General features: G+C 47.3%; 21 protein-coding genes and 2 riboswitches. Of the genes, 8 read left to right on the forward strand and 13 right to left on the reverse strand.

Going from position 1 to position 24,445, the window contains the following annotated elements:
- Positions 1-99: 99 nt before the first annotated feature.
- On the reverse strand, positions 100-1,143 hold the full coding sequence (locus D889_RS0112030; protein WP_010632132.1) for a threonine aldolase family protein: 1,044 nt from the start codon (positions 1,141-1,143) through the stop codon (positions 100-102).
- Between the two features lie 253 nt (positions 1,144-1,396).
- Positions 1,397-1,873 carry a flavin reductase family protein gene (locus D889_RS0112040; RefSeq protein ID WP_010632134.1) on the reverse strand — a complete coding sequence of 159 codons (477 nt, stop codon included), beginning with the start codon at positions 1,871-1,873 and terminating at the stop codon, positions 1,397-1,399.
- A 219-nt stretch (positions 1,874-2,092) separates the two neighbouring features.
- Here D889_RS0112040 and D889_RS0112045 point away from each other — a divergent pair, with 219 nt between their 5' ends.
- Entirely contained in the window at positions 2,093-2,473 is a 381-nt protein-coding gene (locus D889_RS0112045) for a hypothetical protein (RefSeq protein WP_238537667.1), read from the forward strand.
- Positions 2,474-2,718: 245 nt separating this feature from the next.
- Here D889_RS0112045 and D889_RS0112055 read toward each other — a convergent pair whose 3' ends face one another.
- From D889_RS0112055 to D889_RS0112070, 4 genes are all read right to left on the reverse strand, one after another.
- Positions 2,719-2,898, reverse strand: a complete 180-nt coding sequence (locus tag D889_RS0112055; RefSeq protein WP_010632137.1) for a MarR family transcriptional regulator — start codon at positions 2,896-2,898, stop codon at positions 2,719-2,721.
- 418 nt (positions 2,899-3,316) lie between these two features.
- Complete coding sequence (locus D889_RS0112060; protein ID WP_010632138.1) at positions 3,317-4,339, reverse strand: ABC transporter substrate-binding protein; 1,023 nt, start codon at positions 4,337-4,339, stop codon at positions 3,317-3,319.
- A gap of 22 nt (positions 4,340-4,361) precedes the next feature.
- Positions 4,362-5,147: an ABC transporter ATP-binding protein gene (locus tag D889_RS0112065; protein WP_010632139.1), complete on the reverse strand. Its 786-nt coding sequence runs from the start codon at positions 5,145-5,147 to the stop codon at positions 4,362-4,364.
- Positions 5,147-5,956, reverse strand: coding sequence for an ABC transporter permease (locus tag D889_RS0112070; RefSeq protein WP_010632140.1), 810 nt, complete (start codon positions 5,954-5,956; stop codon positions 5,147-5,149). The genes D889_RS0112065 and D889_RS0112070 overlap by 1 nt, the downstream gene beginning before the upstream one ends.
- Before the next feature lie 310 nt (positions 5,957-6,266).
- Positions 6,267-6,369: riboswitch (guanidine-I (ykkC/yxkD leader) on the reverse strand.
- A 311-nt stretch (positions 6,370-6,680) separates the two neighbouring features.
- A riboswitch (guanidine-I (ykkC/yxkD leader) is annotated at positions 6,681-6,784 on the forward strand.
- 159 nt (positions 6,785-6,943) lie between these two features.
- Between D889_RS0112070 and D889_RS0112080 the strand changes: the two genes are divergently transcribed.
- From D889_RS0112080 to atzF, 4 genes are read left to right on the forward strand one after another with little or no spacing between them, the layout of a single operon-like run.
- Entirely contained in the window at positions 6,944-7,660 is a 717-nt protein-coding gene (locus tag D889_RS0112080; RefSeq protein WP_010632142.1) for an urea amidolyase associated protein UAAP1, read from the forward strand.
- Between the two features lie 22 nt (positions 7,661-7,682).
- Complete coding sequence (locus tag D889_RS0112085; RefSeq protein ID WP_010632143.1) at positions 7,683-8,339, forward strand: urea amidolyase associated protein UAAP2; 657 nt, start codon at positions 7,683-7,685, stop codon at positions 8,337-8,339.
- 29 nt (positions 8,340-8,368) lie between these two features.
- A complete protein-coding gene (uca, locus tag D889_RS0112090; protein ID WP_010632144.1) occupies positions 8,369-11,983 on the forward strand; it encodes an urea carboxylase in 3,615 nt (1,204 codons plus the stop codon).
- Positions 11,980-13,764, forward strand: a complete 1,785-nt coding sequence (atzF, locus tag D889_RS0112095) for an allophanate hydrolase (RefSeq protein WP_010632145.1) — start codon at positions 11,980-11,982, stop codon at positions 13,762-13,764. The genes uca and atzF overlap by 4 nt, the downstream gene beginning before the upstream one ends.
- A gap of 66 nt (positions 13,765-13,830) precedes the next feature.
- On the opposite strand, the gene D889_RS0112100 is transcribed toward atzF, so the two are convergent.
- Complete coding sequence (locus D889_RS0112100) at positions 13,831-14,319, reverse strand: pyridoxamine 5'-phosphate oxidase family protein (protein WP_010632146.1); 489 nt, start codon at positions 14,317-14,319, stop codon at positions 13,831-13,833.
- 266 nt (positions 14,320-14,585) lie between these two features.
- Positions 14,586-15,203 carry a C39 family peptidase gene (locus tag D889_RS0112105; protein ID WP_010632147.1) on the reverse strand — a complete coding sequence of 206 codons (618 nt, stop codon included), beginning with the start codon at positions 15,201-15,203 and terminating at the stop codon, positions 14,586-14,588.
- Between the two features lie 248 nt (positions 15,204-15,451).
- Between D889_RS0112105 and D889_RS0112110 the strand changes: the two genes are divergently transcribed.
- The gene (locus tag D889_RS0112110) at positions 15,452-16,966 is read left to right on the forward strand and encodes an AMP-binding protein (protein WP_238537669.1); all 1,515 of its coding nucleotides are present in this window, start codon (positions 15,452-15,454) and stop codon (positions 16,964-16,966) included.
- Positions 16,967-17,203: 237 nt separating this feature from the next.
- On the opposite strand, the gene D889_RS0112115 is transcribed toward D889_RS0112110, so the two are convergent.
- The 4 genes from D889_RS0112115 to D889_RS0112130 form a co-directional block, all read right to left on the reverse strand.
- Positions 17,204-17,635, reverse strand: coding sequence for a VOC family protein (locus tag D889_RS0112115; RefSeq protein WP_010632149.1), 432 nt, complete (start codon positions 17,633-17,635; stop codon positions 17,204-17,206).
- 79 nt (positions 17,636-17,714) lie between these two features.
- Positions 17,715-18,899 (reverse strand): hypothetical protein, encoded by a 1,185-nt coding sequence (locus D889_RS0112120; protein ID WP_010632150.1) that lies wholly within the window; start codon positions 18,897-18,899, stop codon positions 17,715-17,717.
- 147 nt (positions 18,900-19,046) lie between these two features.
- Positions 19,047-19,394 carry a DUF2200 domain-containing protein gene (locus D889_RS0112125; RefSeq protein WP_010632151.1) on the reverse strand — a complete coding sequence of 116 codons (348 nt, stop codon included), beginning with the start codon at positions 19,392-19,394 and terminating at the stop codon, positions 19,047-19,049.
- A 153-nt stretch (positions 19,395-19,547) separates the two neighbouring features.
- Positions 19,548-20,546 (reverse strand): tRNA dihydrouridine synthase, encoded by a 999-nt coding sequence (locus tag D889_RS0112130; protein WP_010632152.1) that lies wholly within the window; start codon positions 20,544-20,546, stop codon positions 19,548-19,550.
- A gap of 971 nt (positions 20,547-21,517) precedes the next feature.
- Here D889_RS0112130 and D889_RS0112135 point away from each other — a divergent pair.
- A complete protein-coding gene (locus D889_RS0112135; protein WP_010632153.1) occupies positions 21,518-22,462 on the forward strand; it encodes a glucose 1-dehydrogenase in 945 nt (314 codons plus the stop codon).
- Positions 22,463-22,586: 124 nt separating this feature from the next.
- Positions 22,587-22,832 (forward strand): hypothetical protein, encoded by a 246-nt coding sequence (locus D889_RS0112140; protein ID WP_010632154.1) that lies wholly within the window; start codon positions 22,587-22,589, stop codon positions 22,830-22,832.
- Positions 22,833-22,916: 84 nt separating this feature from the next.
- On the opposite strand, the gene D889_RS0112145 is transcribed toward D889_RS0112140, so the two are convergent.
- The gene (locus D889_RS0112145; RefSeq protein ID WP_010632155.1) at positions 22,917-24,284 is read right to left on the reverse strand and encodes an FAD-dependent oxidoreductase; all 1,368 of its coding nucleotides are present in this window, start codon (positions 24,282-24,284) and stop codon (positions 22,917-22,919) included.
- Positions 24,285-24,445: the final 161 nt, after the last annotated feature.

The following is a 24,445-nucleotide window of genomic DNA, read 5'->3' on the forward strand; positions in this document are numbered from 1 at the left end:
ATTGATGAGCTGTTATTTTTGTCATGCCCTGTGCCTTTTACCCAAAAAAAGCCGTTCTCGTTGGGGAGACCGGCTTTTTCCTTTTAACTCATATTCTGATTACCGGACACTGCTCTTCAGGTTTTCCGCAACGTCAACGAGAAATCCGTCGACCGCAGCTTCCCTGGTCGCCCACGAAGTCACCAGCCGGACCGATGTATGCTGCGCATCTACCTTCGACCAGGTCAGGAAAGCATATTGATGAAGCAATGCGTCGATCAGCGCATTCGGAAGAACAGGAAAGATCTGGTTGGATGGCGAATGGGTCAGAAAACGGAAGCCCTGAGCAGTTAACCCTTCCCGAAGCTTGTCTGCCATACGGTTGGCATGTGACGCAAGGTCAAAATACAGGTTTCCCTTCAACAGTTCCAGAAACTGTATTCCGGTGACCCGCCCTTTGGCAAGCATGGCCCCTCTCTGCTTGATCAAATAGCGGAAATCTTCCTTGAGTGAATCACGTACGATGACCAGTGCTTCACCGATCAGGGCACCATTCTTCGTTCCCCCGATATAAAAGGCATCCGTCAGTTTCGGCAGATCGCTCAGCACCAGATCATTTCCCTCGGCGGTCAGGGCCGAACCAAGGCGGGCACCATCCAGATACAGATACAGCTGATGGGCATCGCAAAAAGTCTTCAATCGCTCCAGTTCACTCTTTGTATAGATGGCCCCGACTTCCGTGGTATCGGAGATGTAGACCAGCTTCGGTTTGACCATATGCTCATCCGGATGGGCGTCGAGCACCTGCTGAATCGATTCCGGCGTCAGTTTACCGTCCCCATCCGAATCCGCCACAACAACTTTGTGTCCCGTTGCTTCGATCGCGCCGGTCTCATGTACATTGATATGTCCCGTTTTCGCCGCAATCGCTGCTTCGTGCGGACGCAGGAATGAAGAAATCGCCGTCATGTTCACTTGCGTCCCGCCGGTGAGGAAATGAACGGCCGCATCAGGACGCGCGATTCTCTGCCGGATCAGATCGGCTGCTTCCAGGGAATAGCGGTCTTCCCCGTATCCTTCTTCCTGCTCCAGATTGGTTCTCATCAATGCTTCAAGTATAGCGGGGTGCGCGCCTTCACTATAATCATTTTTAAAGCTGTACATGCTTTTCCCCCATCTCAGCTGTTATTTCTTTCATTTTAAAACAAAAATCAATTCGGTGCGCACCAAAAATGCGAATCTTTTGGCGATTGAATCCATTTCATGCGGGGTCTTTCGGTCTACAGCGGGATGTTTTCGGTCTTCAGGCTGCTGTTTTCGGTCTTCAGCGTGATGTTTTCGGTCTTCAGGCTGCTGTTTTCGGTCTTCAGCGTGATGTTTTCGGTCTTCGCGCTTCATTTATCGGCCTTCGCGAATTTCAGCCGCCATAATAAAAACCTGTCTCCTTCATCGTCAGCGGATCGCCCTTACGATGTACACCGGCATCAATCACTTTGCCGATATAGGTAAAATGATCCCCTTTTTCAACCTGATCAATGACCTCGCACTCAAAATAACTGAGCGCATCCTTAAAAAGCGGACAGCCGGTTGTCCCGGTCGCAAATTCGTACCCGGCAAGCTTATTGCCTTCCGGTTCGAGTGCCCGGAAAAAGGCCGTGACCATATCTTTCTGTCCGGCTTCCAGCACATTGACACTAAAAACGCGGCTTGCTGCAATCTGTTTCTGCGAACGGGTTCCGGCTTTGACAGCCAGAGCAACCAGCGGCGGTTCAAACGATGTCTGTGTCAGCCAATTGCCCGCAAACGCGTTCACCCCGCTGTCATCTTTTGTGCCTACAAGATATAAACCATAAGTAATGCCGCGTAAAGCGGTCTTTTTTGCCTGCGTATCCATTCTTGTACCCCTTCTTCATAAAAAATTCACGTATCTGTCACAAAGTAATTATAGAGCTTTTAGAAAAAGAAATACCAGTAAGATACTTGGCAGAATATTCATCAAACCATTCATGTCAGGTTGAAATATATGACATTTTTCACGATAATAATTTTACCTGGTTGCTTTTGGAAACTGATTTGTGGAGACTGAACGAACCCCATGGCGCTGAGAGGGGGAATGCCTTTGTGGCATCTGAAATATGAGAAAGTCATGGACTTATCGGGATGGAGCCGGTCACTGTATAAGTATCTCCGGTTATGCCTCTTAGTCATTATGTCAACCGAGTTTGCGGTCTTTCTGTTTAAAAAATCCATGAACAGTTTTGCCCCCGGCGATTCGGCAGCAAACTACCTGGTCGAGTATCTGTTCACGCCAACGATGATCAATGGCACCATCTTAGTCGCCGCAACGATTCTGACTGAATATTTTATGCGGAAGCGTTTGCTGCAGATGCAGGCACTTACCATTATTACAGCTTCTCTATGTATCTGCGCCAACCTTGTCTATATCCACTATGTCGTCAGTTCGGCTTATTTCGTCTTTTATACCGATCATTAGCAACCGGTGAAAGTCACTGCCTGTGCCGGAATCTACGCGCGTATCATCCGTGCCTTTTTTTCGCATGAACTTTTTGCAGCAGCCGACAAAGCATTATATAAAGCGAAACAGATTCCCGGTAAAAATGCCCGCTGCATCTGGCGTCCGGATCTTGATGCCTGACCACTTCAGATAGGAAAACGAGCCAGGGATGCAGCGCTCTCCGGGCCCGATAAAGAGTGCATCGAATTGGTTCCGCCGGCACGTTATTTCTTCAGTTCCCAGTAGCAGCGCTTCGGTGAGACAATCTTCTCTTCCTTCTTTAATTTGTTCATGACCTTGCTGACTTCTTTTTTGTCAATCCCTGTGGCTTCAGCAATCCTGCCCGTATTTGCCGGTTCGGCAGCTTTCTCAAAAAAGTCGAGTACGGCATCATAGTTTTCCATCTCTACCACTCTCCTGATATTGACGATTTCACACTCATTATACAAAATCCACGGCACGTGACAAGCACATTTATTGTAGAAAGCCCGCCGAATTTCAGACAGCCGATGATCTGGAAAGCGGCGCCCTGATCCTCTATCACGGTACCCGTCCGGTCAGAGTCCCATTTCTTTCTTCAGTAATACCCTATTTCGCTGTTCATTTTTTTCATTAGTGTCTGAAATGAATAATCTTCAATCAACTGATCTATCTTTTCCAAAGGGTTCGACATCACACAAATAGTCTCCGGAGAGCATTAGTCCAAATGGCTCAATTATTGTGAACAAACCATCATCGTTATGACCCGGTGCGTTGTAAACATGAGAAACCCATGCCACTTCCAAAAAACGCGGCATGGGCTTTTACTCAGTGTAGACTTGATTATTTAATATAAGGACTGCTCAAGAAACTGTTGAAACTTGGCACTTGCTGAATGTAACCAAGATTCTTTAGAAATTTACCGTTTTGTTCCGCGCTGTAATAAAATGATTTAAATGTATTTCCTTTTTTATAGTATTGCTTATTTGCATCAACCGACAGGAGGTGGAATCCGTCAATGCCCTGTTTGAGTTCAGCGGGCGTAATACCTGCATCCTTAGCCACAATTTTAATCGATTCCTGCGGATGTGCTTTGTAATAATTCATCGCATCAAACCAGGCATCAGCAATGTTTTTCACATCCTGAGGTCTATTCTTCATAACATTGCTGTTCATGACCAGCATGTCTGGAATCAGTCCAGGATAACTCTTTGATGAGGCAATCTTTGTTCCATGACCCTTGGTTTGTGCCTCAGTCAGAGAAGGTTCCCAGAGCGCCGCCGCATCAAGTTTACCGGCAATAAATGCGTTACCGGAATCCTGCACGGTCATATTTGTCAGATGAATATCTTTTTCAGTCATCCCGTTATCTTTAAGCAAAGTAAGCAGGAAGAAGTGTTCAATGGTTCCGACTTCGGTTGCTACTTTCTTCCCTTTAAGGTCTTTGACAGATTTGATACCCGGTTTGGCAACAATGCCATCACCACCGGCTGAATAGTCGGTCGCAAAAACCGATTTGATCGGCACACCCTTTGACAGAGGGGAGATACAGTCGATCAGTGCTTCACTGTTCCCATCTACTTTACCCGCATTCAGCGCTGAAATGGAATCACTGTATGTCGGGAAATACACGAGTTTGACATTAACATGATGCTTCTTGAAGAATCCTTTATCACGGACAAGATACCAGAAATACCAGCTGGGAAGAGGGCTTAAAGCAATTTTAATTGGCGTTTTTGAAGAGGATGATGAAGACCCGGAAGTTGAGCTGCTGTTTGCTGATGAGGCACCGCAGGCCGTCAGTGACAGAGCCAGCAGACACGCCATAAGTATACTGAATATCTTAATCCATCTGGAATGTTTCATTTCTGATCTCCCCCGTACTCTGTTATTTTTTCAGAAGTGATACAATGTAATCCTTCAATTTTAGAAACTCGGCAGGCTTAACTAGTTCACTGCCGTCAAATAATCCAAGATCAGCGTTCAATTCATCGGCCAATCTTCCCGGATGAGAATGCATTATATAGATGCGTTGTGACAGAAATATTGCCTCCTCAATGTCATGAGTAATAAAAACAATGGTGGTTTTCTCGCGCTTCCAGATTTGCAGCAACAGTTGCTGCATGTCGGAGCGAGTCTGCGCATCAAGAGCGCCGAATGGTTCATCCATAAGTAGCACTTTTGGATTATTGGCCAGGGCCCGTGCAATGGCTACTCTCTGTTTCATACCACCGGACAACTCTTTGGGATAAGCATTGGCAAAATTCTCAAGGTTAACCATCTTAAGGAAATAATCTGATATTTCCCTTTTCTGTTTTACGGGCATTTTCTTTAATCTGGGGCCGAATTCAATATTTTTCCGGACCGACAGCCAGGGAAACAAAGTATAGGCTTGAAAAACCATTCCACGATCTTCACCAGGACCAGTTATCCCTTCACCAAAGATTTTTGCTTCGCCTTCCGTGAGCTCGTCCAGCCCTGCCAGAATTTTAAGTAGGGTCGATTTGCCGCAGCCGGATGGGCCGACAATGCTGACAAACTCATGAGGATCAACATGAAGCGACACATCGTCAATCGCTTTAATTTCCTTTTTGGTTGTATGATATATTTTTGTCAGGTGCACGACATCAATTGCACGTTGCGCCTCTGTGATGCTTTCTACTTCAGCTGCCATTATCGGTCACCTCCGGACCAGGGAAATAGGACTCGTCCCAATAGAACAAAGAGTCGGTCAATAATTAGGCCAAGCAGACCGATGACCAGAATTCCGACAAAGATGATGTTCGTGTTCATAAACCGTTGTGCCTTCATGATTGAATAGCCAAGTCCGCTGTCGGCCGCAACCAGTTCGGCAACAACGAGATATGTCCAGGCCCAGCCCATGATCAGCCGTAACGTGATAAACAGTCTCGGCATTAATGCGGGAACAATCACTTTAATCAGGGTGTTCCAGCGCTTGGCACCAAGTGTATACGCAGCGTAGATCAGATCCTTATTGACGGCTCGCGTATCATCGGCCACCATGATCACCAGCTGAAAAAAGCTGCCGATAAAGATGATCAGAATCTTGGCAGTCTCACCGATCCCGGCCCATACCATAACTAATGGAATAAATGCCGGCGCCGGCATGTAGCGGATAAATTCACTGAGTGGAATAATGATCGAATCGGAAAGTTTAAAGGTGCCGGCCAGGATCCCGAGCGGAACGCCGATTACAGCGGCAAGCAGAAAGCCCATAAACACACGGTAAATACTGATGCCGATATCATTCCAGTAGCTCCCGGTCGATATCAGCTGAATAAAGGTTGTGAATACAAATTCCGGACTCGGCAGGAATATGCTCTGAATCAGGCTGAGCCTGCATACCAGATCCCAGATGAGCAGGATTAATACAAAGGTGACAATCGCCCCGGCCCAATACCACTTACTGGGGATGTCTTCACGGATTTTGAAAATTTTGCTCAACTGCCCTGGTGACTTCATCGTAAGTTTTCACTCCCCCTTAGGAAGCTTTGATTTTCATATTACCTGTTCTGAATTTAATTTTACCTTGAGGTCTTGCTCCAGTTTCTTCCTCATCCAAACGGATTGACGAACCGACTGCATAAAGTATTTAATGATCGGAATATTCCGATATTATATGTGACAACTCCCTTCAGAAACGTTTTCGGACAAGCACATCGCCCCGAACAACAACTTTTTTACCCAATATTCAATTTTCATTTTTTCGGTTTGAACACCTCCAAAAAATAGCAAAAATAAAAAGCCCTGGAGAGAATTTTAACGATCCAAATTCTCCCGGGCTTTTTTCCCTCCGTGTAAACCTGATCACAGGATCGTCTTCTCTCGGTCCAGGCTTATTAAACGTCAATAACGGAACCCTAGAAGACTTTTTGTATGAACTCTTAGTTTCAGTATAGATAATTGTCTGAAAACATCAACACTTAGGTCAGATAATCTGACAATAAAATCTCCATTTTTCTTAACTTTTCAACAACAATTTTCGCAAATAATGCGATTAAAGTAAGCTTTTTTCCCAAATAGAAAAATTTTTTCCAGTGATTTAAAGCAGACTTAAGTTGGATAAAATAATTTAATTTTTTAAAAAAGACAGAATCACTTGATTTTTGCAAACATATTTGTGATAATACTGTCAATAGATTTTGTGTGATCCGCGGAACCAAATGTACTGTCCGTGATAACTGAATAAAATGCTTTCTAGGGTTCCAGGCTGAAATGATCGGCTGATTGGTCCGAGAGGAAGCGCACAATATTTTATTGTGGACACGGAGGGATAAAAGCCCGGGAGATACCTTTTAATAAGATATCTTCCGGGCTTTTTATTTTTGCATTTAGTTCTAATTTTCAAAATTAACTGTCTAGTTTTAAGGTAGGGATACACAAAATCTTTCTTACACGGCAGCTCCGGATTCTTGAGATTTATCAAATTTGCAGGGAGGTTACCACATCATGAACATCATTTGGACAAAAACATTCCACAAGGGAGAAAAATGGTCGGGTGTCATTCGCAGAGGCCGACTGGTCCGACTTACAGCACTAGGTGTTGATGCCAATCTGTCCGCTCTGTTTTATAATGCTCAGGATCATTCGGAGCGTTATAACATGCCTGACACGCTAAAGGCACAGCATACTTTCCATCTGACAAAAGGTAATATTCTGATGACCGATAACGGCCGGGCAATGATCAGTATTGTTGAGGACAGTCTTGGCTGGCATGATACGGTCAGCGGCTATACATCACGTGCTCTGACTGATGAGAAGTACGGAGAGTCGCTTTATCAGAAGGTGCGCAATGACTGGCTCCGATGCGGTCAGGAGAACTTTACAATTGAACTGATGCGCAACGGTATGGATGCCCGCGATTTGACTGCACCAGTCAACTTTTTTTCAAAGGTGACCAGCGATGATCAGGGGAAAATGACCTTTGTTAAGGCCTATTGTCCTTTTGAGGCAACCGTGACACTCCGGACCGAAATGGATACACTCTTCATCCTGTCTAATACACCGAATCCCCTTGATCCCGCTGAAAATTATCCCTCTGTACCTATCCGTGTTGAAGTTCTACCGGCAGCGCCCGTCACGCCGCTGGATCCATGCGTCCTCTCCTGCCCGGAAAACCAGCGTGCCTTTGAAAACACATGGGATATGTACGCATTAGCTCGATAAAAATCTCCGGAGGCGACAATAGATGTCCGAACTTACAATTACAAAGAGTGAACTTCAGGAAAAAGATGCGATTTACAATGAAGTCATTCCGGCAGGAAAAGGCTGGATGTACGATCTGAAACCCGGACAGATTTTCCGTCTTGTCGATCTCGAAGGTAACCAGGCCGTCGACACGACTTTCTTCAGTACTGAGGATCCCCGTGACCATTACAGCGCCACAATGACGATCAACAGCCAGCATAATATTTATCTAACAACAGGTACTCTGCTTCGGGCAGAATCCGGAAACCCGCTATTGAAAATTACCGCTGATACATGCGGGCGGCACGATACGCTCGGCGGTGCCTGTTCACCTCAAAGCAACACAGTCCGTTATGCACATGAAAAAATACACATGCATGCCTGCCGCGATACATTTATGTACCACATGGCACAGTATAAGGGCAATTACAATTATTCCAAGCGCGATCTCGCACCGAATATTAATTTTTTCATGAATGTCCCGGTTACCCCGGAAGGTGATCTTGATTTTGCCGACGGCATTTCTGCTCCGGGCCGTTATGTCGAGATGACAGCCATCGTCCCGGCAACAGTGCTGATCAGTAATTGTCCGCAATTGAACAACCCATGCAATGCCTACAATCCAACACCGGTAAGGGTGCTCGTCTGGAATAAATAGTCTTTGAAAAGAACAAGGAGGTTCCATCAATGTTCGAAAAAGTATTGATCGCGAACAGAGGGGAAATAGCCTGCCGTATTGAGCGAACCTTGCAGAAAATGGGCATCGCTTCGGTCGCTGTTTATACTAAAGCGGATCAGGACAGCCTCCATGTCGATCAGGCGGATGAAGCGATGATGATTGGGGACGGTCCTGCCAAAGAGAGTTATTTAAATGCGGATAAAATTATTCAGGTTGCGAAACAAACAGGAGCTGAAGCAATCCACCCCGGATATGGGTTTCTCAGCGAGAATGCATCATTTGCCGAACAATGTGCCGCGAACGGGATCACCTTTATCGGACCCACCCCGGAACAAATCAAATTGTTCGGCCTGAAACATTCTGCCCGCAGAATTGCCGCGGAATCCGGTGTCCCGCTTCTGCCGGGCACCGGACTGATCCACAGCCCTAGTGAAGCTCTGGAAGAAGCAAACCGCATCGGTTATCCCGTTATCTTGAAGAGTACGGCAGGCGGTGGCGGTATCGGTATGCACATCTGCAACACCGATAAGGAACTTCAGACAGTTTATGAATCAGTTAAACATTTATCTAAGAAAAATTTTAACAATGACGGTCTTTTCCTGGAAAAATATATTCACAATGCACGCCATATTGAAGTGCAGATATTCGGCACAAAGACCGGTGAACTGGCCGCACTGGGCGAACGGGATTGTTCCATCCAGCGGCGGAATCAGAAAGTCGTCGAAGAGACACCGGCCCCCCTTTTGTCGGATCAGGTTCGTCGGAAAATGTTTGCTGCAGCAAAAGCGCTTGCCGCAGCTGTACATTACCGGAGTGCCGGAACCGTTGAATTCCTTTATGATGTCAAAACAGAACACTTTTATTTTCTTGAAGTGAACACCCGGCTTCAGGTTGAACACGGGGTCACTGAGGAGGTGCTGGGGATTGATCTCGTCGAATGGATGCTCCGTGAGGCCGCCGGCGAACTAACCGGACTGGAGAGCCGTGTCGGCAAGCCTTCCGGGCATAGTATTCAGGTCCGTGTCTACGCCGAGGATCAGTTGCATGATTATCGGCCGAGTCCCGGCAGACTGGATCAGGTTGCTTTCCCTGACTTTACACGAAATGAGACATGGGTGCGCAATGGCCTGACCGTATCTCCGTTCTATGATCCCCTTCTGGCAAAGATCATTGTTCACGGTAAAGACCGGGTTGAGGCTGTACATCTGATGGATCAGGCACTTGACGAGACCCGTCTTTACGGGCTTACAACCAATCTGTACTATCTGAAGGCACTTTTTTTGAAGAAGGAGTATCGTTCAGGCGACATTAATACACGGTTTCTAAACAATTTCCATCCTTCCGAACCAGCATTTGAAGTCTTGGACGGAGGTCTCCAGACAACCATACAGGATTGGCCTGGCCGGGTCGGCTACTGGGATGTCGGTGTGCCGCCGTCCGGTCCGATGGATGACCTGTCCTTCCGGATCGGCAACCGGATTCTCGGGAACGACAACAAAGCCAGCGGTCTTGAATTAACTATGCGCGGTGGCGCCTTCCGACTGCGCGGTGAACTTGTTTTCTGTATTACCGGTGCGGATATGGAAGCGACTCTGGACGGAGCGCCGGTATCTATGTATTCACGAATTCACGGAAAAAAGGGCCAGACTCTGACATTTAGGAAAAGCAAAACCGGCATGCGCACCTATTTGCTCGTTGGCGGCGGTTTTGATATGCCGGAATTTCTCGGCAGTTCCGCCACGTTTACACTAGGCCATTTTGGCGGTGTCGGGGGACGTTCTCTGATAGCTGGCGATGTACTCAGAGCAAAGCCGTATAAGGAGCCCGTATGGACCGTCAACAGCTATCCAAAGCAAACCATCTCCAGCAACTGGACGATCGGCGTTATTCCCGGGCCACATAGTACGAAGGAATTTCTGAAGCCGGAATATATGGAGCAATTAACAAAAACAACTTGGAAGGTGCATTTCAACAGCTCAAGAACCGGTGTACGTCTGATCGGTCCGGCACCACTCTGGTCCAGGGATGACGGCGGCGAAGCCGGTCTTCATCCTTCAAACGTTCACGACGTTCCTTATGCTGTCGGCGCAATCGATCTGACAGGCGATATGCCGATTCTTCTTGGTCCGGACGGGCCGAGCCTCGGCGGTTTTGTATGCCCGGTAACCATCGCTCTCGGCGAACTCTGGAAAATGGGGCAGCTTCATCCTGAAGACAATGTCCATTTTAAACTAATAACGCTTGAAGAAGCTGCCGCACTCCGGAAAAAACAAGAGGCAGAACTTGCAGGAAATGCTCCGGTTCCCGCAGGACGGACTGCTTCACTGCCTCATGTCTCCGACTTGCAATATCCAATCCTGTTCCGGGAATCTGAAGGACATCAGTTTCCAATCACCATTCGTTGTTCTGGTGATGACAATCTTCTTGTTGAATATGGACCCATGGAACTGAACCTGCTCTTCCGTTTTCAAGTCCATCATCTGATGCTGGCCATTCAGGAGGTAAATTCATTACCGATCATTGACCTGACACCAGGCATCCGTTCCCTGCAAATTCACTTTGATCCGACGAGGACGACGCCTCGGGAAATGTGCCGGACAATTATTGCGATAGACAAAAAGCTGAAGCCGCTTGAATCTGCCAGTGTACCCTCCAGAATTGTACATCTTCCTTTGTCCTGGAACGATCCGGCAACTCAGCTTGCTACCCGGCGTTACCAGCAAAATGTACGGCCTGACGCACCATGGTGCCCGAGCAATCTTGAATTTATCCGCCGAATCAACGGACTCGGTTCAATCGACGATGTAAAGAAAATTGTATTTGACGCGAATTACCTCGTTCTTGGCCTTGGTGATGTCTATCTCGGAGCGCCGGTTGCCGTTCCGACTGATCCAAGACATTTACTGGTCACGACGAAGTACAATCCGGCCCGTACTTGGACGCCGGAAAATGCCGTTGGTATCGGTGGTGCCTATATGTGCGTCTACGGAATGGAGGGCCCCGGCGGATATCAATTTGTCGGACGTACGATTCAAATGTGGAACAGCCTGCGACCAACAAAGAGTTTCAAACCCGGAAAGCCATGGCTGCTGCGTTTTTTTGACCAGATCCGATTTTATCCAGTCTCAGCTGAAGAACTGCTTCAGAACCGGGAAGAGTTTCTGAGAGGACGTTTCAATCCTGAGATCACCGAAACCACTTTTGATCTGGGTCACTACATGCATTTTCTCGACAGCATCAAAGATGAATCTGCCGCTTTCCGTGCCCACCAGGAAGCGTCGTTCAATAAGGAAAAGGACAACTGGCATTGCCTTGGTCTGGATAAATTTATCTCTGAGCATGAAGAAAAACCATTTGATCCGGAAGATGCCATTCCTGAAGGATCGATTCCCGTCAACAGCCAGATGCCCGGCAGTGTGTGGAAAGTTCTCGTGAAAGAAGGACAACAGGTTAAGGAAGGTGAGACGCTTGTCATCGAGGAGAGTATGAAGATGGAATTCCCTCAGAAAGCAGAAAATGACGGGACAGTCACTTCTATCCTAGTTAAACCCGGTGATGAGGTTCATGCCGGGCAGGCTCTGTTAAGCCTTAAATTAACAAAAATGGAGGTGCCGCTAAAATGAGCCGGACTGCTGAGATACCTTTTCTGCTGACCATTCCGTGGCTGCGCAGAAATTACGGGGAGAGACAAATAACGCCTGAACAGGTTATTCAAACCATCATCGAACGCGCCGAAAATGACACGGCCAAAAATATTTGGGTAACCCGACCGGATCTTTCGTTCATTCAGCCCTACCTTGATCAATTGAAAGATCTGCCGTTGGAGAGCCACCCACTCTGGGGTATCCCGTTTGCGATAAAAGACAATATAGACCTGGCCGGGGTAAAAACAACAGCAGGTTGTCCTGACTTCGCTTACCTTCCTTCTGAACATGCAACAGTAGTCGGTAATCTGATCCGTGCGGGGGCAATCCCCGTTGGCAAAGCCAATCTTGACCAGTTTGCAACCGGGCTCGTCGGAACACGGAGCCCCTATGGGGAAGTCCATAACGCGTTAAAAGATGAACTGATTAGCGGCGGCTCCAGTGCCGGGTCAGCGGTAGCCGTCGCCCGCGGCCAGGCTGCATTCGCACTGGGTACCGACACCGCCGGATCCGGGCGTGTGCCGGCCGCGCTCAATCATCTTATTGGATTCAAGTCATCTATCGGTGCCTGGTCGACCCGGGGCCTTGTGCCGGCTTGTGCCAGTCTGGATTGTATTACCGTTTTTGCGCACAGTGTGGCCGAAGCGGAAACTGTCGATCGTTCGGCACGTTCCTATGATCCGGAATGTGCCTGGTCCAGATCTATTCCCGAGCCTGCAAGCCGTCAACCGAAAAAAATCTTACTGCCCAGGCAGGCACTGCATTTCTTTGGTCCGTTCAAAGACGAGTATGAAGCGGCGTGGCACACATCTATGCAGATGATCCAGCAACTCGGTCTCCCCATCGAGCGAATCGATAATACATTTTTTACAAATATTGCGCGGCTATTATACGATGGTCCATTTGTTGCCGAACGTTGGGCGGATCTGGGACCGTTTGTCGAGGCTCACCCGGGAAGCAGTTTTCCTGTGACTGAAAAAATTCTGAGATCCGGTGCCAAGCCGGCATATACAGCGTCATTGTTGTTTGACAACCTGCATCAGCTGGCCGCAGCGAAACAGAAAGTGAAGGCACTCCTGCAGAACGCCGTATTCATCACACCGACTGCCGGCGGCACCTGGACCCGGGCACAGGTAGATGCCGATCCTGTGAGAACAAACAGTGAAATGGGCGAATACACCAATCATTGCAATCTGCTTGATCTTTGTGCCATTTCGGTTCCCGCCTTTGACGCAGACGATCATCTCCCGTTCGGTGTCACTGTTTTTGCATCGGCAGATCATGAGGATTACCTGCTAGGGATGGCAGCCCAGATCGAACAATCCGTTTCAGAAACAGAGTTTCAGGAAACCGCCGACGCAGCAGGTAAAGAAACGGTTCAAATTGCTGTCTGCGGTCTGCATATGCGAGGATTTGCATTGGAATCGCAATTGCAGACTCATCGCGCACATTTTGTCCGTGAATCGGCGACCGCGGAAAAATATTCGTTGTACCGGCTGAACACTCAACCGGAAAAACCCGGACTGGTTAAATCCGGGACAGGCGGCAGATCCATTCAATTGGAGTTGTGGACGATTCCATTGTCGGAACTGGGTTCATTTGCCACATCCATTCCTTCCCCACTGGGTATCGGTAAAGTGGAACTTAATGATGGCCGGGAAGTACCTGGATTTATCTGTGAACCCTATGGTGCAAAAGCAGGTACAGATATTTCGGAGTTTGGCGGATGGAGAAGTTATGTTCGTACAATGGAAAAATAATCATTTGGTTATACAAAGGAGACAGGCTGCGAGCCTGTCTCCTTTGTAATGCGTCAATAAAAAAATTCACCGATCTCTCTTCACAAGTTCTCTTCCCTGCTTACCCGTCGCCTGTTCGATCGTAATCTCTACGATATGCACCGCCTGCCAGGCTTTTTCAATCTCCGCGGCGCCTGCTTCGGGATCGTCCGGCGCGTATTTTTCTACCAACAGATCCAGAGCGTAACGCTTCACGACGGGTTCCTCAACCATCACCGCTCTTCCAAAAGCAATAACGCTTCGAAACAGCGTGGTGAACTTTGCCGGGGCAATGTCATCCCGGTCAATCACGCAAAAGGACACTTTACCATTCTTGCGGATGGCGTCCCATTTGTGGCCGGCACCTGCACAATGAAAATAGATTTTCCCGTCTTCAAAAGCGTAGTTCACCGGAACGGTATATGGATAGCCGTCATCACCGTTCACACCCAGGACGCCTGTCTTTCCACATTTTAAAATGGCTGCGGTCTCTTCAACAGTCAGCAGCTGCCTGATTCTGCGTATTTGCCGGAACATCGCCTGGCCTCCCCTGAAAATTCCTGCTGCATTATTTTTGCAGATTTTCTTCAACTCTGAACTTCACGATCCGGCGAATCAGGTCGCAGGGAACCCGGATCAGTACTCTGAGCTTTTTCAGAGTGTCCTGAACCGGTCCCGGGAATGACGCGATATAGGCGTCAACAGTTGGAAGGTCCGGTCTTTTTTCGATGGTACTCGCTCGCTTTCCACATGAATTTTATTTCCCCAGTTTACCACATTTGCCTGGATACCCCTATTTTTTCTCAGCTCACCACCAGTGCCCTGCGTCCCATGGCGTCATAGATGCGGATAAACTTTTCTTTTTCCACCTTGACATTTTTCCCACTCCGGCCAGTCGATTCACAGTCATTGAAAAAGACGGCCTTATCGCTCACCCCGGTGACAACAATGCAATGCTGCGGTCCGGGTGCAGAAATGTGCTTCCCGTCAGGCGTGTACCAGCCGCGTTCAGCCGGCATTTCATGGGAAATCGTGAACCAGACAAGCACCGGTTTACCCTGCGAGGCATAGTTTTCGACGACACGGAACGCCTTGCCGTACAGAGCGATGCCGCCGGAGCGATAGCGGTCGAGCACCTGCTTCAGCGGGTTGGGGTTGATCGTCATGCCATCGTCATAGGGATCGCCGACAAAACCTTTTTCAGGGTCACCCCATATTCTGATCGACCCGTCGCGATTCAGTGTGAGCGGTGCCGGATCCCGCGGCATCTGCCGGGCAATGGTCTCCTTATCCACATCTATTCCGTAATAATGAAGTGCCATCGTCAGAGCCACCGCTTCACAGCCCGTCGGCAGTTCCGGGCGCTGCCGGATCAGCGGAACATCAAGAAGCGGCCCGTCTGATTGATCATTCGCCACCATTTTTGGTTCACTTCCCCATTAAATTTACGGTTTATTTTCACCCATTATAATACGCGAATCTGTGACGGACCACAGAATCTTTTGTGCTGATTGAAACATCTGACCTGCCTGTCTCGTATTATTGAGTTGTGATTCTCACAATCGAGTTTCTTTCTATGATTCTGTGGGATTGGCCGAGTGTATCCTTGCTTTTTTTGTCTATTAGTGCTATTAAAGGAAATACTGAATGTTTTTATTTGGGAGTGAACGTGTTGGCGTTACAGATACCGGAAAACGTAAATCTATATGATCAAATGGTCAAACAAGCGAAAGCCCACCCGAAAAAAATCATCATCGAAGATACGGGCAGCTCATATACCTACAAGAAGTTTCTCATCGCTGTAAATATCATGAGCAAGAAGCTGGAACAGTCGCTCGGACACGAGAAAAGAATCGGCCTCTTCCTACCGAACGTGGTCGGCCAGGTCATCGTGCTGTTCGGCCTGTTCAAAAACGAACAGACGCCCTGCCTTCTGAACTTTACAATGGGTACGCAAAACATCATCGACTGCATTGAAACGGCATCGCTCGGCACCGTGATTACGTCGAGACAATTCATTGAGAAAGCCAATCTCGGCTTTGCCCTTGAAGAAATGGAGAAACAGGTCAAAATCATTTATCTGGAGGATCTGGCCAGCGGCATCACCACCTTCAATAAAATCGCCGGGGTGATCGAGACCAGAACCTCAAGGCTGAAGAAGACCGCTCCGGGTGAGGTGATCCTGTTCACTTCAGGCACAGAGTCAAAGCCAAAAGGCGTTGTTCTGACGCACCGGAACATTTTTGCGAATATTAAGCAGGCGTTTGCCCATATCGAAGTTCGGGAAACCGACCGCATTTTTAATCCGCTGCCGCTGTTCCACTCGTTCGGTATGACCGTCGGATCGATCCTGCCGTTCATTTCAAGTGTGAAAACGTACCTGTATCCTTCGCCGCTGGCTTTCCGTGATATTCCGAAAGCCATTTACAAGGATAAGAGTACGATCTTTGTCGCGACCAACACCTTTTTCGAAAATTACGCCAAGTTTGCGACAAAAGAGCAGTTACACACACTGCGGATTGTCGTTGCCGGCGGGGAGCGTCTGCAGAAAGATGTCCGCGAACTCTATCGCACAAAATTCGGGATTAATATTCTCGAAGGTTACGGCGCCACGGAAACTTCACCGATTATCGCCCTGAACACGCCGAAACATCATAAAGACGGCACCGTCGGCCAGCTGATTCCGTTAATGGAAGCGAAGATCGCTAAAGTAGAAGGCGTCAACCAGGGCGGCAATCTGATGCTCAAAGGCCCGAATGTCATGAAAGGCTATCTGATTCATGGAAAAGGGTTTATCCCCTGCGGCGAATGGTACAACACCGGTGATATCGCCGAAATCGATAAAGATGGCTATATCAACATCATCTCCAGATTAAAACGGTTTGCCAAGATCGCCGGCGAGATGATCTCACTGAATAAAGTTGAAGAGCTGGCACTGGACTGCTTCGGCGAGTCCGTCTTCTTCGCCGTCAGTATCCCGGACGCGCACCGCGGCGAGCAGATTGTCCTGTTTACCACGAAAACAGATGTTTCCAAGCGAGATTTCAAGAAATTTATTAAGGAAAAGAAATTGTCCATGCTGTATTTCCCGGCGCGGTTTGAGCACATCGATGAGATCCCGCTTCTCGGCAGCGGGAAACCAAATTACTGGAAGCTGGAAAATCTGGCAAAAAGTGAATCCTAACAGATCTTCATGATCGAAAACAGAGTCTCTGAAACTGCGATTCCAATCCAGTTTCAGAGACTCTGTTATTTTCTGTCCTTCCGCGCTCTTTTTGGACATGTTCCGGACGGTTCGGAGCGTTTCAATAATTTCGGAGCGTCATTCGACCGTTTCGGAGCGCGGTTCGACCATTTCGGAGCGTCTTCTCGTGATTTCGGAGCGTTTGTAAAATTTCAAAGTGCCCCACTGCAACTTTCACTATTCTCTTTTTTCTTCCCACATCTTTGTACGCTCTTCAAAGCTCACTTCTTTATGGACCTGATGGATCATCCACTGATACCCGAACGGATCGGAAAAAATTGCGTTGGAGATGCCATATTCAGGCATCGCCGTGACAGCCTGAATTTCCGTGCATCCAGCGTCAATGGCTCTTGTAGAAGTTGACTGAACATCCGGAACAAGGATGTTGAACCAGACCGATCTGGGTTCATCCGGATTCGGCGCATTCAGGAAAAATTCCGGATTTTCATCGAGGATGTGAAACCGTACGCCGCATAATGTAAAAATGACTTCATTCTCGCCTTTAGGAAAATCGGTCACCTCAACACGCTCCACGTCAAAGATCTTCTCGTATAGCGCCAGCGCTTTCAGACTGTCGGTAACAACAAAATCTATTTCCGCACCTGTCAATCGATCCCACTCCTCTCGAGATTAATTTACCCACTTGAGAGGTTTTTCAATCAAACACATCTAGTCTCGCGAAAATCTCTTAACCTTCTTCTCCAGTCCATTTTCTGATGATCCGCTTCGTCTTTTCTAAAGAAAGCGGTACTTTGCCTGCTTCATAGTAGTCGATTTTTTTAACAACAGCGATCCGCTCGACATTATCCGGCCCAACCGGTACAATTACCTGGTCGCCAGCGTCAATGCGCTCGTCCTCAGTTCGATAGTAGTAGACACTGCCTCCATCGTTGAAAGAGACACTGCAATAGATATACTCGGAGGGTCTTCTCTTGATCTTGTTGTAAACGGCCGGGTCCAAAATTTCGCTCCTGCTGTACTCGTGGATCAGAGAAAGAATCTTTTCTATAAAATCTGCCCAATTCTCCGGCAGGCCCTGTTTCTCATAGGTGCCGGTCAGAACAAGCTGCGGTTGTTTCTGAAAATCTATAGAAATTCGGTATTTTTTTGTTTCATCAGGGGTATCTGTCACGTCCGGCGTCTCATCAAAGAGATCATCAGCATCAAGCGCATCAAGAAAACCGGCCACTTCTTTCTCAAGGGTATACTTTCGAGCGACAGTACGGCCGGATCCTGTATTTTGAATAAGTTCAAGAGTATTGGCGGCCCTGTCGATGATGAGCTGCTCGGCGTAGCCACAGATAACCTCATTACTTTGTTCGTTGACAAGGTTATTTTTCATATCTCTGTGGTAATCAATCACTATTCTGTCCACACGGTCAGGCTTTGTGTTTCCATCAAACACAAACAAGTCCTGCATGCAGAGGGTATCGCGGATCAGGTCGGAGAGATCGATGCCATCCACAACTAAATCAGCACACAGCGAACCGGTGAAATGATAAACTCCGCCTTGGCCATTAATGATGTCCATTTCCCAGAGGCCGCAGTCCAGAGCATCAATGATCACGTGGTCATTGCTGAAGTACTTCCCGGTGGCTGACAGGATGTGCGCTGCAGCCTGTTTACCAATACCGAAATTATTGATCCGTCCACGCTCAAGCCCTCCGTAATTTTCACCATAATGATACCCGGAAAACCAGACTCTGCCATCCGCAGCGATCGTTAAGTGTTGCTCCACCTCAACCGTCGGAGCAGGTGCCCGCCCATAGCCCTCATTGTTTGATACGATGCGTATTCGCTTCACTTCGTCTCCAAAAATGGATGGACCGCTGATATCTGCCGCAAACACGTGCTGTTCTTCTTTGGCCGCCATCTGAATGCTTCCTCCCCGGAACATTTTCAAGAACACTGCCAAATCATGAACCTATTATTAGTCTCCGAAACTTCGCAGCAACAAAACTTTCAAATACTTTATCCATCGGGAATAACGGCAGCTCTTTATTACCTGTTTATTACAATTTCAGCTCCTCAAAATCTTCTCCATAGGCTTGCCCCTGGCCAGTTCATCAACCAGTTTGTCGAGCCAGCGGATTTTCTGCATCAGCGGGTCTTCGATGTTCTCGACGCGAATGCCGCAGACGACTCCCATGATTTTATGCGCGTTCGGATTCATTTGCGGGGCTTCTGCATAGAACGTCTCAAGATCCACATTTTTCTCGATTTGCGTCCGTAAACCTTTTTCGTCATAGCCTGTCAACCAGCTAGTGACGGTATCAACTTCTTCTTTTGTGCGGCCCTTTTTCTCAGCTTTTTGGTAGTACATAGGGTAGACTTTTGAAAAGGCGATGGTATAGATTCTCGGTTTCATAGTGTTTCCTCTCCCCCACATTTTTTAGAATTACTGGATGCGTATCCAGTGATGCGTCAGCATGAGAAATGAGACAAATAAAAAGGCACAAACGAGGAATGCGACGGCGAGCGCGTTTATAACTGTATTGGTCCTGCTTTACTTTTTCAGCGATCATAAATCAGATTGCAACCCCAGATCGTCCTTGTCTTGCTCTCGAACGAAGTGGTCAAGCAATGCACGCACTTCATCGGTTGACTTTGTGTTCATCAGTTGATTTCTTAATTCACTCGCCCCTCGAAAATCATGGACATAGATCTTAAAAAAGCGATGGAGCGCTTTAAACGGACGCAGTTCTAATTTTTTCGAATAGTGATCGCGGAGATCCAGATGCAGCCTTAAGAGATCGAGCAGTTCCATACTACTATGATCTTTCGGCTCCTTTTCAAAAGCAAATGGATTTTTAAAAATGCCGCGCCCGATCATTATCCCATCCACACCATACTGATCAGCAAGTTCCAAGCCGACTTGCCGGTCGGGGACATCGCCATTGATCGTCAAAAGTGTATCCGGTGCCACCTGGTCGCGAAGTTTCTTAATCTCCGGGATGAGTTCCCAATGGGCATCGACTTTGCTCATTTCCTTCTTTGTACGCAGATGAATGGACAGATTAGCAATGCCCTGTTTCAATAGGTGTGTCAGCCAGTCGTGCCATTCATCTACATCCGTGTAACCAAGCCTTGTCTTCACACTTACGGGTAATCCTCCTGCTTTTGTTGCCTGGATGACGTCTGCAGCAACTTCAGGACGCAGAATCAGACCGCTCCCTTTCCCGTTCTTTGTCACATTAGCTACGGGACAACCCATATTAATATCTACACCACGAAACCCTTGCTTCGCCAGACCAATACTCGTCTGCCGAAAGTATTCAGGCTTATCCCCCCATATTTGGGCGACGATAGGCTGTTCGTCCTCTGTAAAAGTCAACCGTCCCTGCACACTATTGATCCCCTCTGGGTGACAATAGCTCTCCGTGTTGGTGAACTCGGTAAAAAACACATCAGGTCTGGCTGCTGCACGCACAACATGGCGAAAAACAACATCCGTCACCTCTTCCATGGGTGCCAGTGCAAAGAAGGGACGTGGTAAACTGTTCCAAAAATTATCGATCATCGTTACGTTCAAATCCTCACATTATGGGATGCCTGACCAAAATCTCCATCCCCAAAATTACTTTCTTAACACTTATAGCACGATCAAGCTCTTTAAAGCAAATGACATGCCCTAAATCGATAACTGAAGGACTGTGCCTGCAACTTATGAAAAAATGGTCACACCGTTGGTTGATTTGTTTTAATGCTGGACGGAATCGATCCGGGTAAAATTGTTCTATGAGGCCAAAACTTAGGCGGTTATTTAGCGCCACGCGCAGCAGCTTTTGAGCATCGGCTTACCGCCTGTGTCGCCAACAGCAGCGTTTAAAACGAGGAGCTTAATAGGCTATTCGATACAGATACTATACGAGAAACCAAGTTATAGAATCTGTCAACTCACCCTCTTCACCTTCAGGGCAATGGATCTGTTATTACAAACAATAAAAATAAGGATTTCCTGACATTAGTACTCCGGAAAAGCAACCGAGAGAAAAGTTCAATGTCAGGAAACCTTTTTGTTTATAGGCACTTACAGCTGCACTATTCTTTAACGACTAATACTACCGTCTCGACATGGCTCGAGAGGACAGAACGAATGTCATTTGAGTGTGTCCGTTCTCGGGAACATATCCACAGCGTTTTTAGCAGTATCTTTTTAGAGTATGGGATAGGTTTGTACATAACGAGGATTAGCATAATAGGGCGGCCTGGGTCCTATTAACGGCATTGACCACGTGTAAGGATTGTCATCATAGAGCATCTCTACTTTTTCATCTGAAAAATTCACGAGTAATAATCTGACTTCAGGACTATCTTGAAACAAGCGAATAACCTCCTCTTAAATTCACCTCATACACCTTATTCAGCAACCCCTTATACAGAGCAAGTACTTCTTTCAGGTCAAGCTAACTTCGGATGGGACATGCACTGGGCACGCCCATGGAACATAATGTGAAAAATGTGATTTCGATTAGTGCTAGGAGGGCTCCAATGCAGCAGGATGAGCAAAATAATCAGAAGAAAATTACCGATGGAAATTATCCCATATATCCAAATTATGGGGTGATAACACGCTATGAGGACATCCCGATTAATGTTCCTGAACAACGTCAACTTCGACAACCAGGCGTAGAAAGATTGATGGTCCCCCGACCTATTATTGAAAATCCGGAGTACAGGGGAAGCGGGAAACTAACCGGGAAAGTTGCCCTCATCACAGGTGGGGACAGCGGGATCGGAGCAGCTGTAGCGATTGCATTTGCTAAAGAAGGCGCAGATGTTGCTATTTCCTACTTGGATGAACATGAAGATGCAAACAGAACAAAAGCACGGATCGAACAGCTCGGCCAGCGCAGCATTTTATTGCCGGGTGACGTCCGAGACAAAATTCAATGTATCTCGATCGTGGAACAAACGATCCAATCATTTGGCCGATTGGATATTCTTGTTAACCACGTGGGTATCCAGTTCCAGCAGCCAAGTTTACTCGATATCACTGACGAGCAATTCGATGACACCTTTAAAGTTAATATCTATTCTCATTTTTACACAACCAGAACAGCGCTTCCCTATTTAAAACCAGGCAGCTCAATTATTAATACGTCTTCGGTTACGGCTTTTAAAGGTCCTTCACAATTGATCGATTACACATCAACGAAGGCAGCGATTATTGGCTTTACACGTGCTTTAGCCAATAATCTTATAGATAAGGGAATTCGGGTCAATGCTGTCGCACCAGGATCAACCTGGACGCCGCTCCAGCCGTCAACCTATTCAGCAGATCAGGTCGCTATATTAGGTTCCGGTAATCCGATGCGGAGAATGGCCCAACCCTTTGAGCTCGCGCCGGCGTACGTCTATCTTGCCTCTGACGATTCCAGATTTGTTACCGGCCAAACCATACATGTTAATGGTGGAGAGCTGACATCATCATAAGAAACGATTCAAGCAAGTAGGTCGAGAACCATCTCGAAATGCCCAACTGCGCTGGATGTGCGGCTTCGAAGATAGATCAGCCCCTTTTTCCAGTCGATGATACGGTACATGGGGCCCATCGGACGTGCCCGATGGTAGAATAGTCGCCCACGTACACGGTGCCTGTGTTGAACGCTTTTTCGCCGGACTCGTTCCGCTTACCCTTGCGATCATGATCCACATGTTTTCAACAAAGCTTTTCCCATCTGAGAATGGCGGATTAGAAGGCGGAGAAGTGGCTGCCTTTATCGGGAGCGACGCTGCTTTGGCCTGTATCCCAACCAGGCTAATGGGCGTGTTAAAAACCAGTCTTCCTAAAATCGTTGATTAAAGGAAAACTGGTTTTAACGAGTTTATATGAATGGCAGGCTAGATGATCAAACCGCGGATTGGAACCGCCCCCGCCCTGTTTTGATCACAGATTGGCAGGTACAATATTATTGGCCTTTCTATAGGCAGCTTTAGCCAGTTCGCATAAGTAATTCCACTGCTGGTCAAACTCCGGCTGGAAGAAGAAATCAGCCAGTGCCAGTTGCTGTGTGGTCTGTTTTGTTTGAATGGCCAGAGACAGCGTGTTGATTGCCGGCGTGATATCGTGTTTCGACATGAGCTGTCCGCCGACAATACGATTGGTACCCACTTCGTAAGTTAATTTCATATAAATCTTTTCTGTATCTGGTACAAAGGACGGTCTATAATAATCTTCTACAAATACCGATTGATTCTTCAGGCCGCTCTTTGCTGCTGTTGCTTCTTTAATCCCTGTAGTAGCAAATTTATAGTCGAAAAGAGACAAAGCTGATGTGCCGGAAACGCTGGGCATCTCAACCGATGGCTTCTCAAGATTCAGCGCGGCAACAACGGCCTGACGGCGCGCATTTGTGGCCAGGGCAATCGGCATTTTCTCGCCATTCGGGCTGTAATCGATCATGCAGGCATCACCGGCTGCAAAGACATCTGGTGCACTGGTTCTCTGATAACGATCTACTTTAATGGTTCCGTTCGGATTCTGTTCAATCGTTCCTTTCAGCCATTCTGTATTAGGCACAACTCCTGCAGCCTCAACAACCAGGTCGGCCGGATAGACACCTTTATCCGTTGCAACAGCTGTTGCTTTACCGTTTTGCCCTTGAATCTCTTGAACTTTTTCGCCAAGCTGAACGTTAATCCCCCGCTTGATGAGATCAGCAGTCAGCAAATCAGTAAATTCCTTATCCAGATAAGTCGGCAGAATCCGGTCAGCAACATCAATGGCAGTAACTTGCTTGCCAGCTTTAACATAAGCTTCAACCAATTCAATGCCGATATAGCCGCTTCCGATAACGACGACATCATTTACATTTGGATCGTTGATTTTAGCTTTGTTTTTCAAGGCCCATTCTCTGCCGCGAAGAAAATAAACATTTTCCAAATCGTTGCCCTTAAATGGCAGCTGACGGGGAACGGCACCAGGGGTCAGAACGAGTTTATCATACGAGACATCAGACGCTTTCTGTGTATCCAGATTGATCGCATGAATCGACTTCGCCTTTGGATCCAGGCTGGTTACCTGGTGATGCGCATAAACGTCTACACCCTGATCACTGTATCCTTCCTTGGTTGCATAGTGTATATAATCTATATTTTGAACAGCATCCTCTAAATATAGCTGAATCCCGCAAGAGAGAAAGGATACTTTATCCGTTTGCTCAAACAGTTTGATTTTCGCATCGGGATAAGTCTCTAACGCTGTTTTCACAGCTTCATAGCCACCATGAGATGTTCCGACAACAACAATATTCACATAAACCCCTCCAATTAAGTTTGTCATTTACCAACAGACATAACGATAACATATATCATTTTATAATAAAAGTAATATGATAATAATTATAATGTATATCTTGGATCAATGACTTAATCTGCTGGTCAACCATTCAGATGAAAAAGTAAAGATGGTCTATA

The sequence above is a fragment of the Sporolactobacillus vineae DSM 21990 = SL153 genome (genome assembly GCF_000377985.1).
Classification (GTDB): domain Bacteria; phylum Bacillota; class Bacilli; order Bacillales; family Sporolactobacillaceae; genus Sporolactobacillus; species Sporolactobacillus vineae.

Coding starts and splice junctions, on each gene's coding strand:
- D889_RS0112030 (WP_010632132.1), bottom strand. CDS start 1,143: ATGTACAGCTTTAAAAATGATTATAGTGAAGGCGCGCACCCCGCTATA.
- D889_RS0112040 (WP_010632134.1), bottom strand. CDS start 1,873: ATGGATACGCAGGCAAAAAAGACCGCTTTACGCGGCATTACTTATGGT.
- D889_RS0112045 (WP_238537667.1), top strand. CDS start 2,093: ATGCCTTTGTGGCATCTGAAATATGAGAAAGTCATGGACTTATCGGGA.
- D889_RS0112055 (WP_010632137.1), bottom strand. CDS start 2,898: ATGGAAAACTATGATGCCGTACTCGACTTTTTTGAGAAAGCTGCCGAA.
- D889_RS0112060 (WP_010632138.1), bottom strand. CDS start 4,339: ATGAAACATTCCAGATGGATTAAGATATTCAGTATACTTATGGCGTGT.
- D889_RS0112065 (WP_010632139.1), bottom strand. CDS start 5,147: ATGGCAGCTGAAGTAGAAAGCATCACAGAGGCGCAACGTGCAATTGAT.
- D889_RS0112070 (WP_010632140.1), bottom strand. CDS start 5,956: ATGAAGTCACCAGGGCAGTTGAGCAAAATTTTCAAAATCCGTGAAGAC.
- D889_RS0112080 (WP_010632142.1), top strand. CDS start 6,944: ATGAACATCATTTGGACAAAAACATTCCACAAGGGAGAAAAATGGTCG.
- D889_RS0112085 (WP_010632143.1), top strand. CDS start 7,683: ATGTCCGAACTTACAATTACAAAGAGTGAACTTCAGGAAAAAGATGCG.
- uca (WP_010632144.1), top strand. CDS start 8,369: ATGTTCGAAAAAGTATTGATCGCGAACAGAGGGGAAATAGCCTGCCGT.
- atzF (WP_010632145.1), top strand. CDS start 11,980: ATGAGCCGGACTGCTGAGATACCTTTTCTGCTGACCATTCCGTGGCTG.
- D889_RS0112100 (WP_010632146.1), bottom strand. CDS start 14,319: ATGTTCCGGCAAATACGCAGAATCAGGCAGCTGCTGACTGTTGAAGAG.
- D889_RS0112105 (WP_010632147.1), bottom strand. CDS start 15,203: ATGGTGGCGAATGATCAATCAGACGGGCCGCTTCTTGATGTTCCGCTG.
- D889_RS0112120 (WP_010632150.1), bottom strand. CDS start 18,899: ATGGCGGCCAAAGAAGAACAGCACGTGTTTGCGGCAGATATCAGCGGT.
- D889_RS0112125 (WP_010632151.1), bottom strand. CDS start 19,394: ATGAAACCGAGAATCTATACCATCGCCTTTTCAAAAGTCTACCCTATG.
- D889_RS0112130 (WP_010632152.1), bottom strand. CDS start 20,546: ATGATCGATAATTTTTGGAACAGTTTACCACGTCCCTTCTTTGCACTG.
- D889_RS0112135 (WP_010632153.1), top strand. CDS start 21,518: ATGCAGCAGGATGAGCAAAATAATCAGAAGAAAATTACCGATGGAAAT.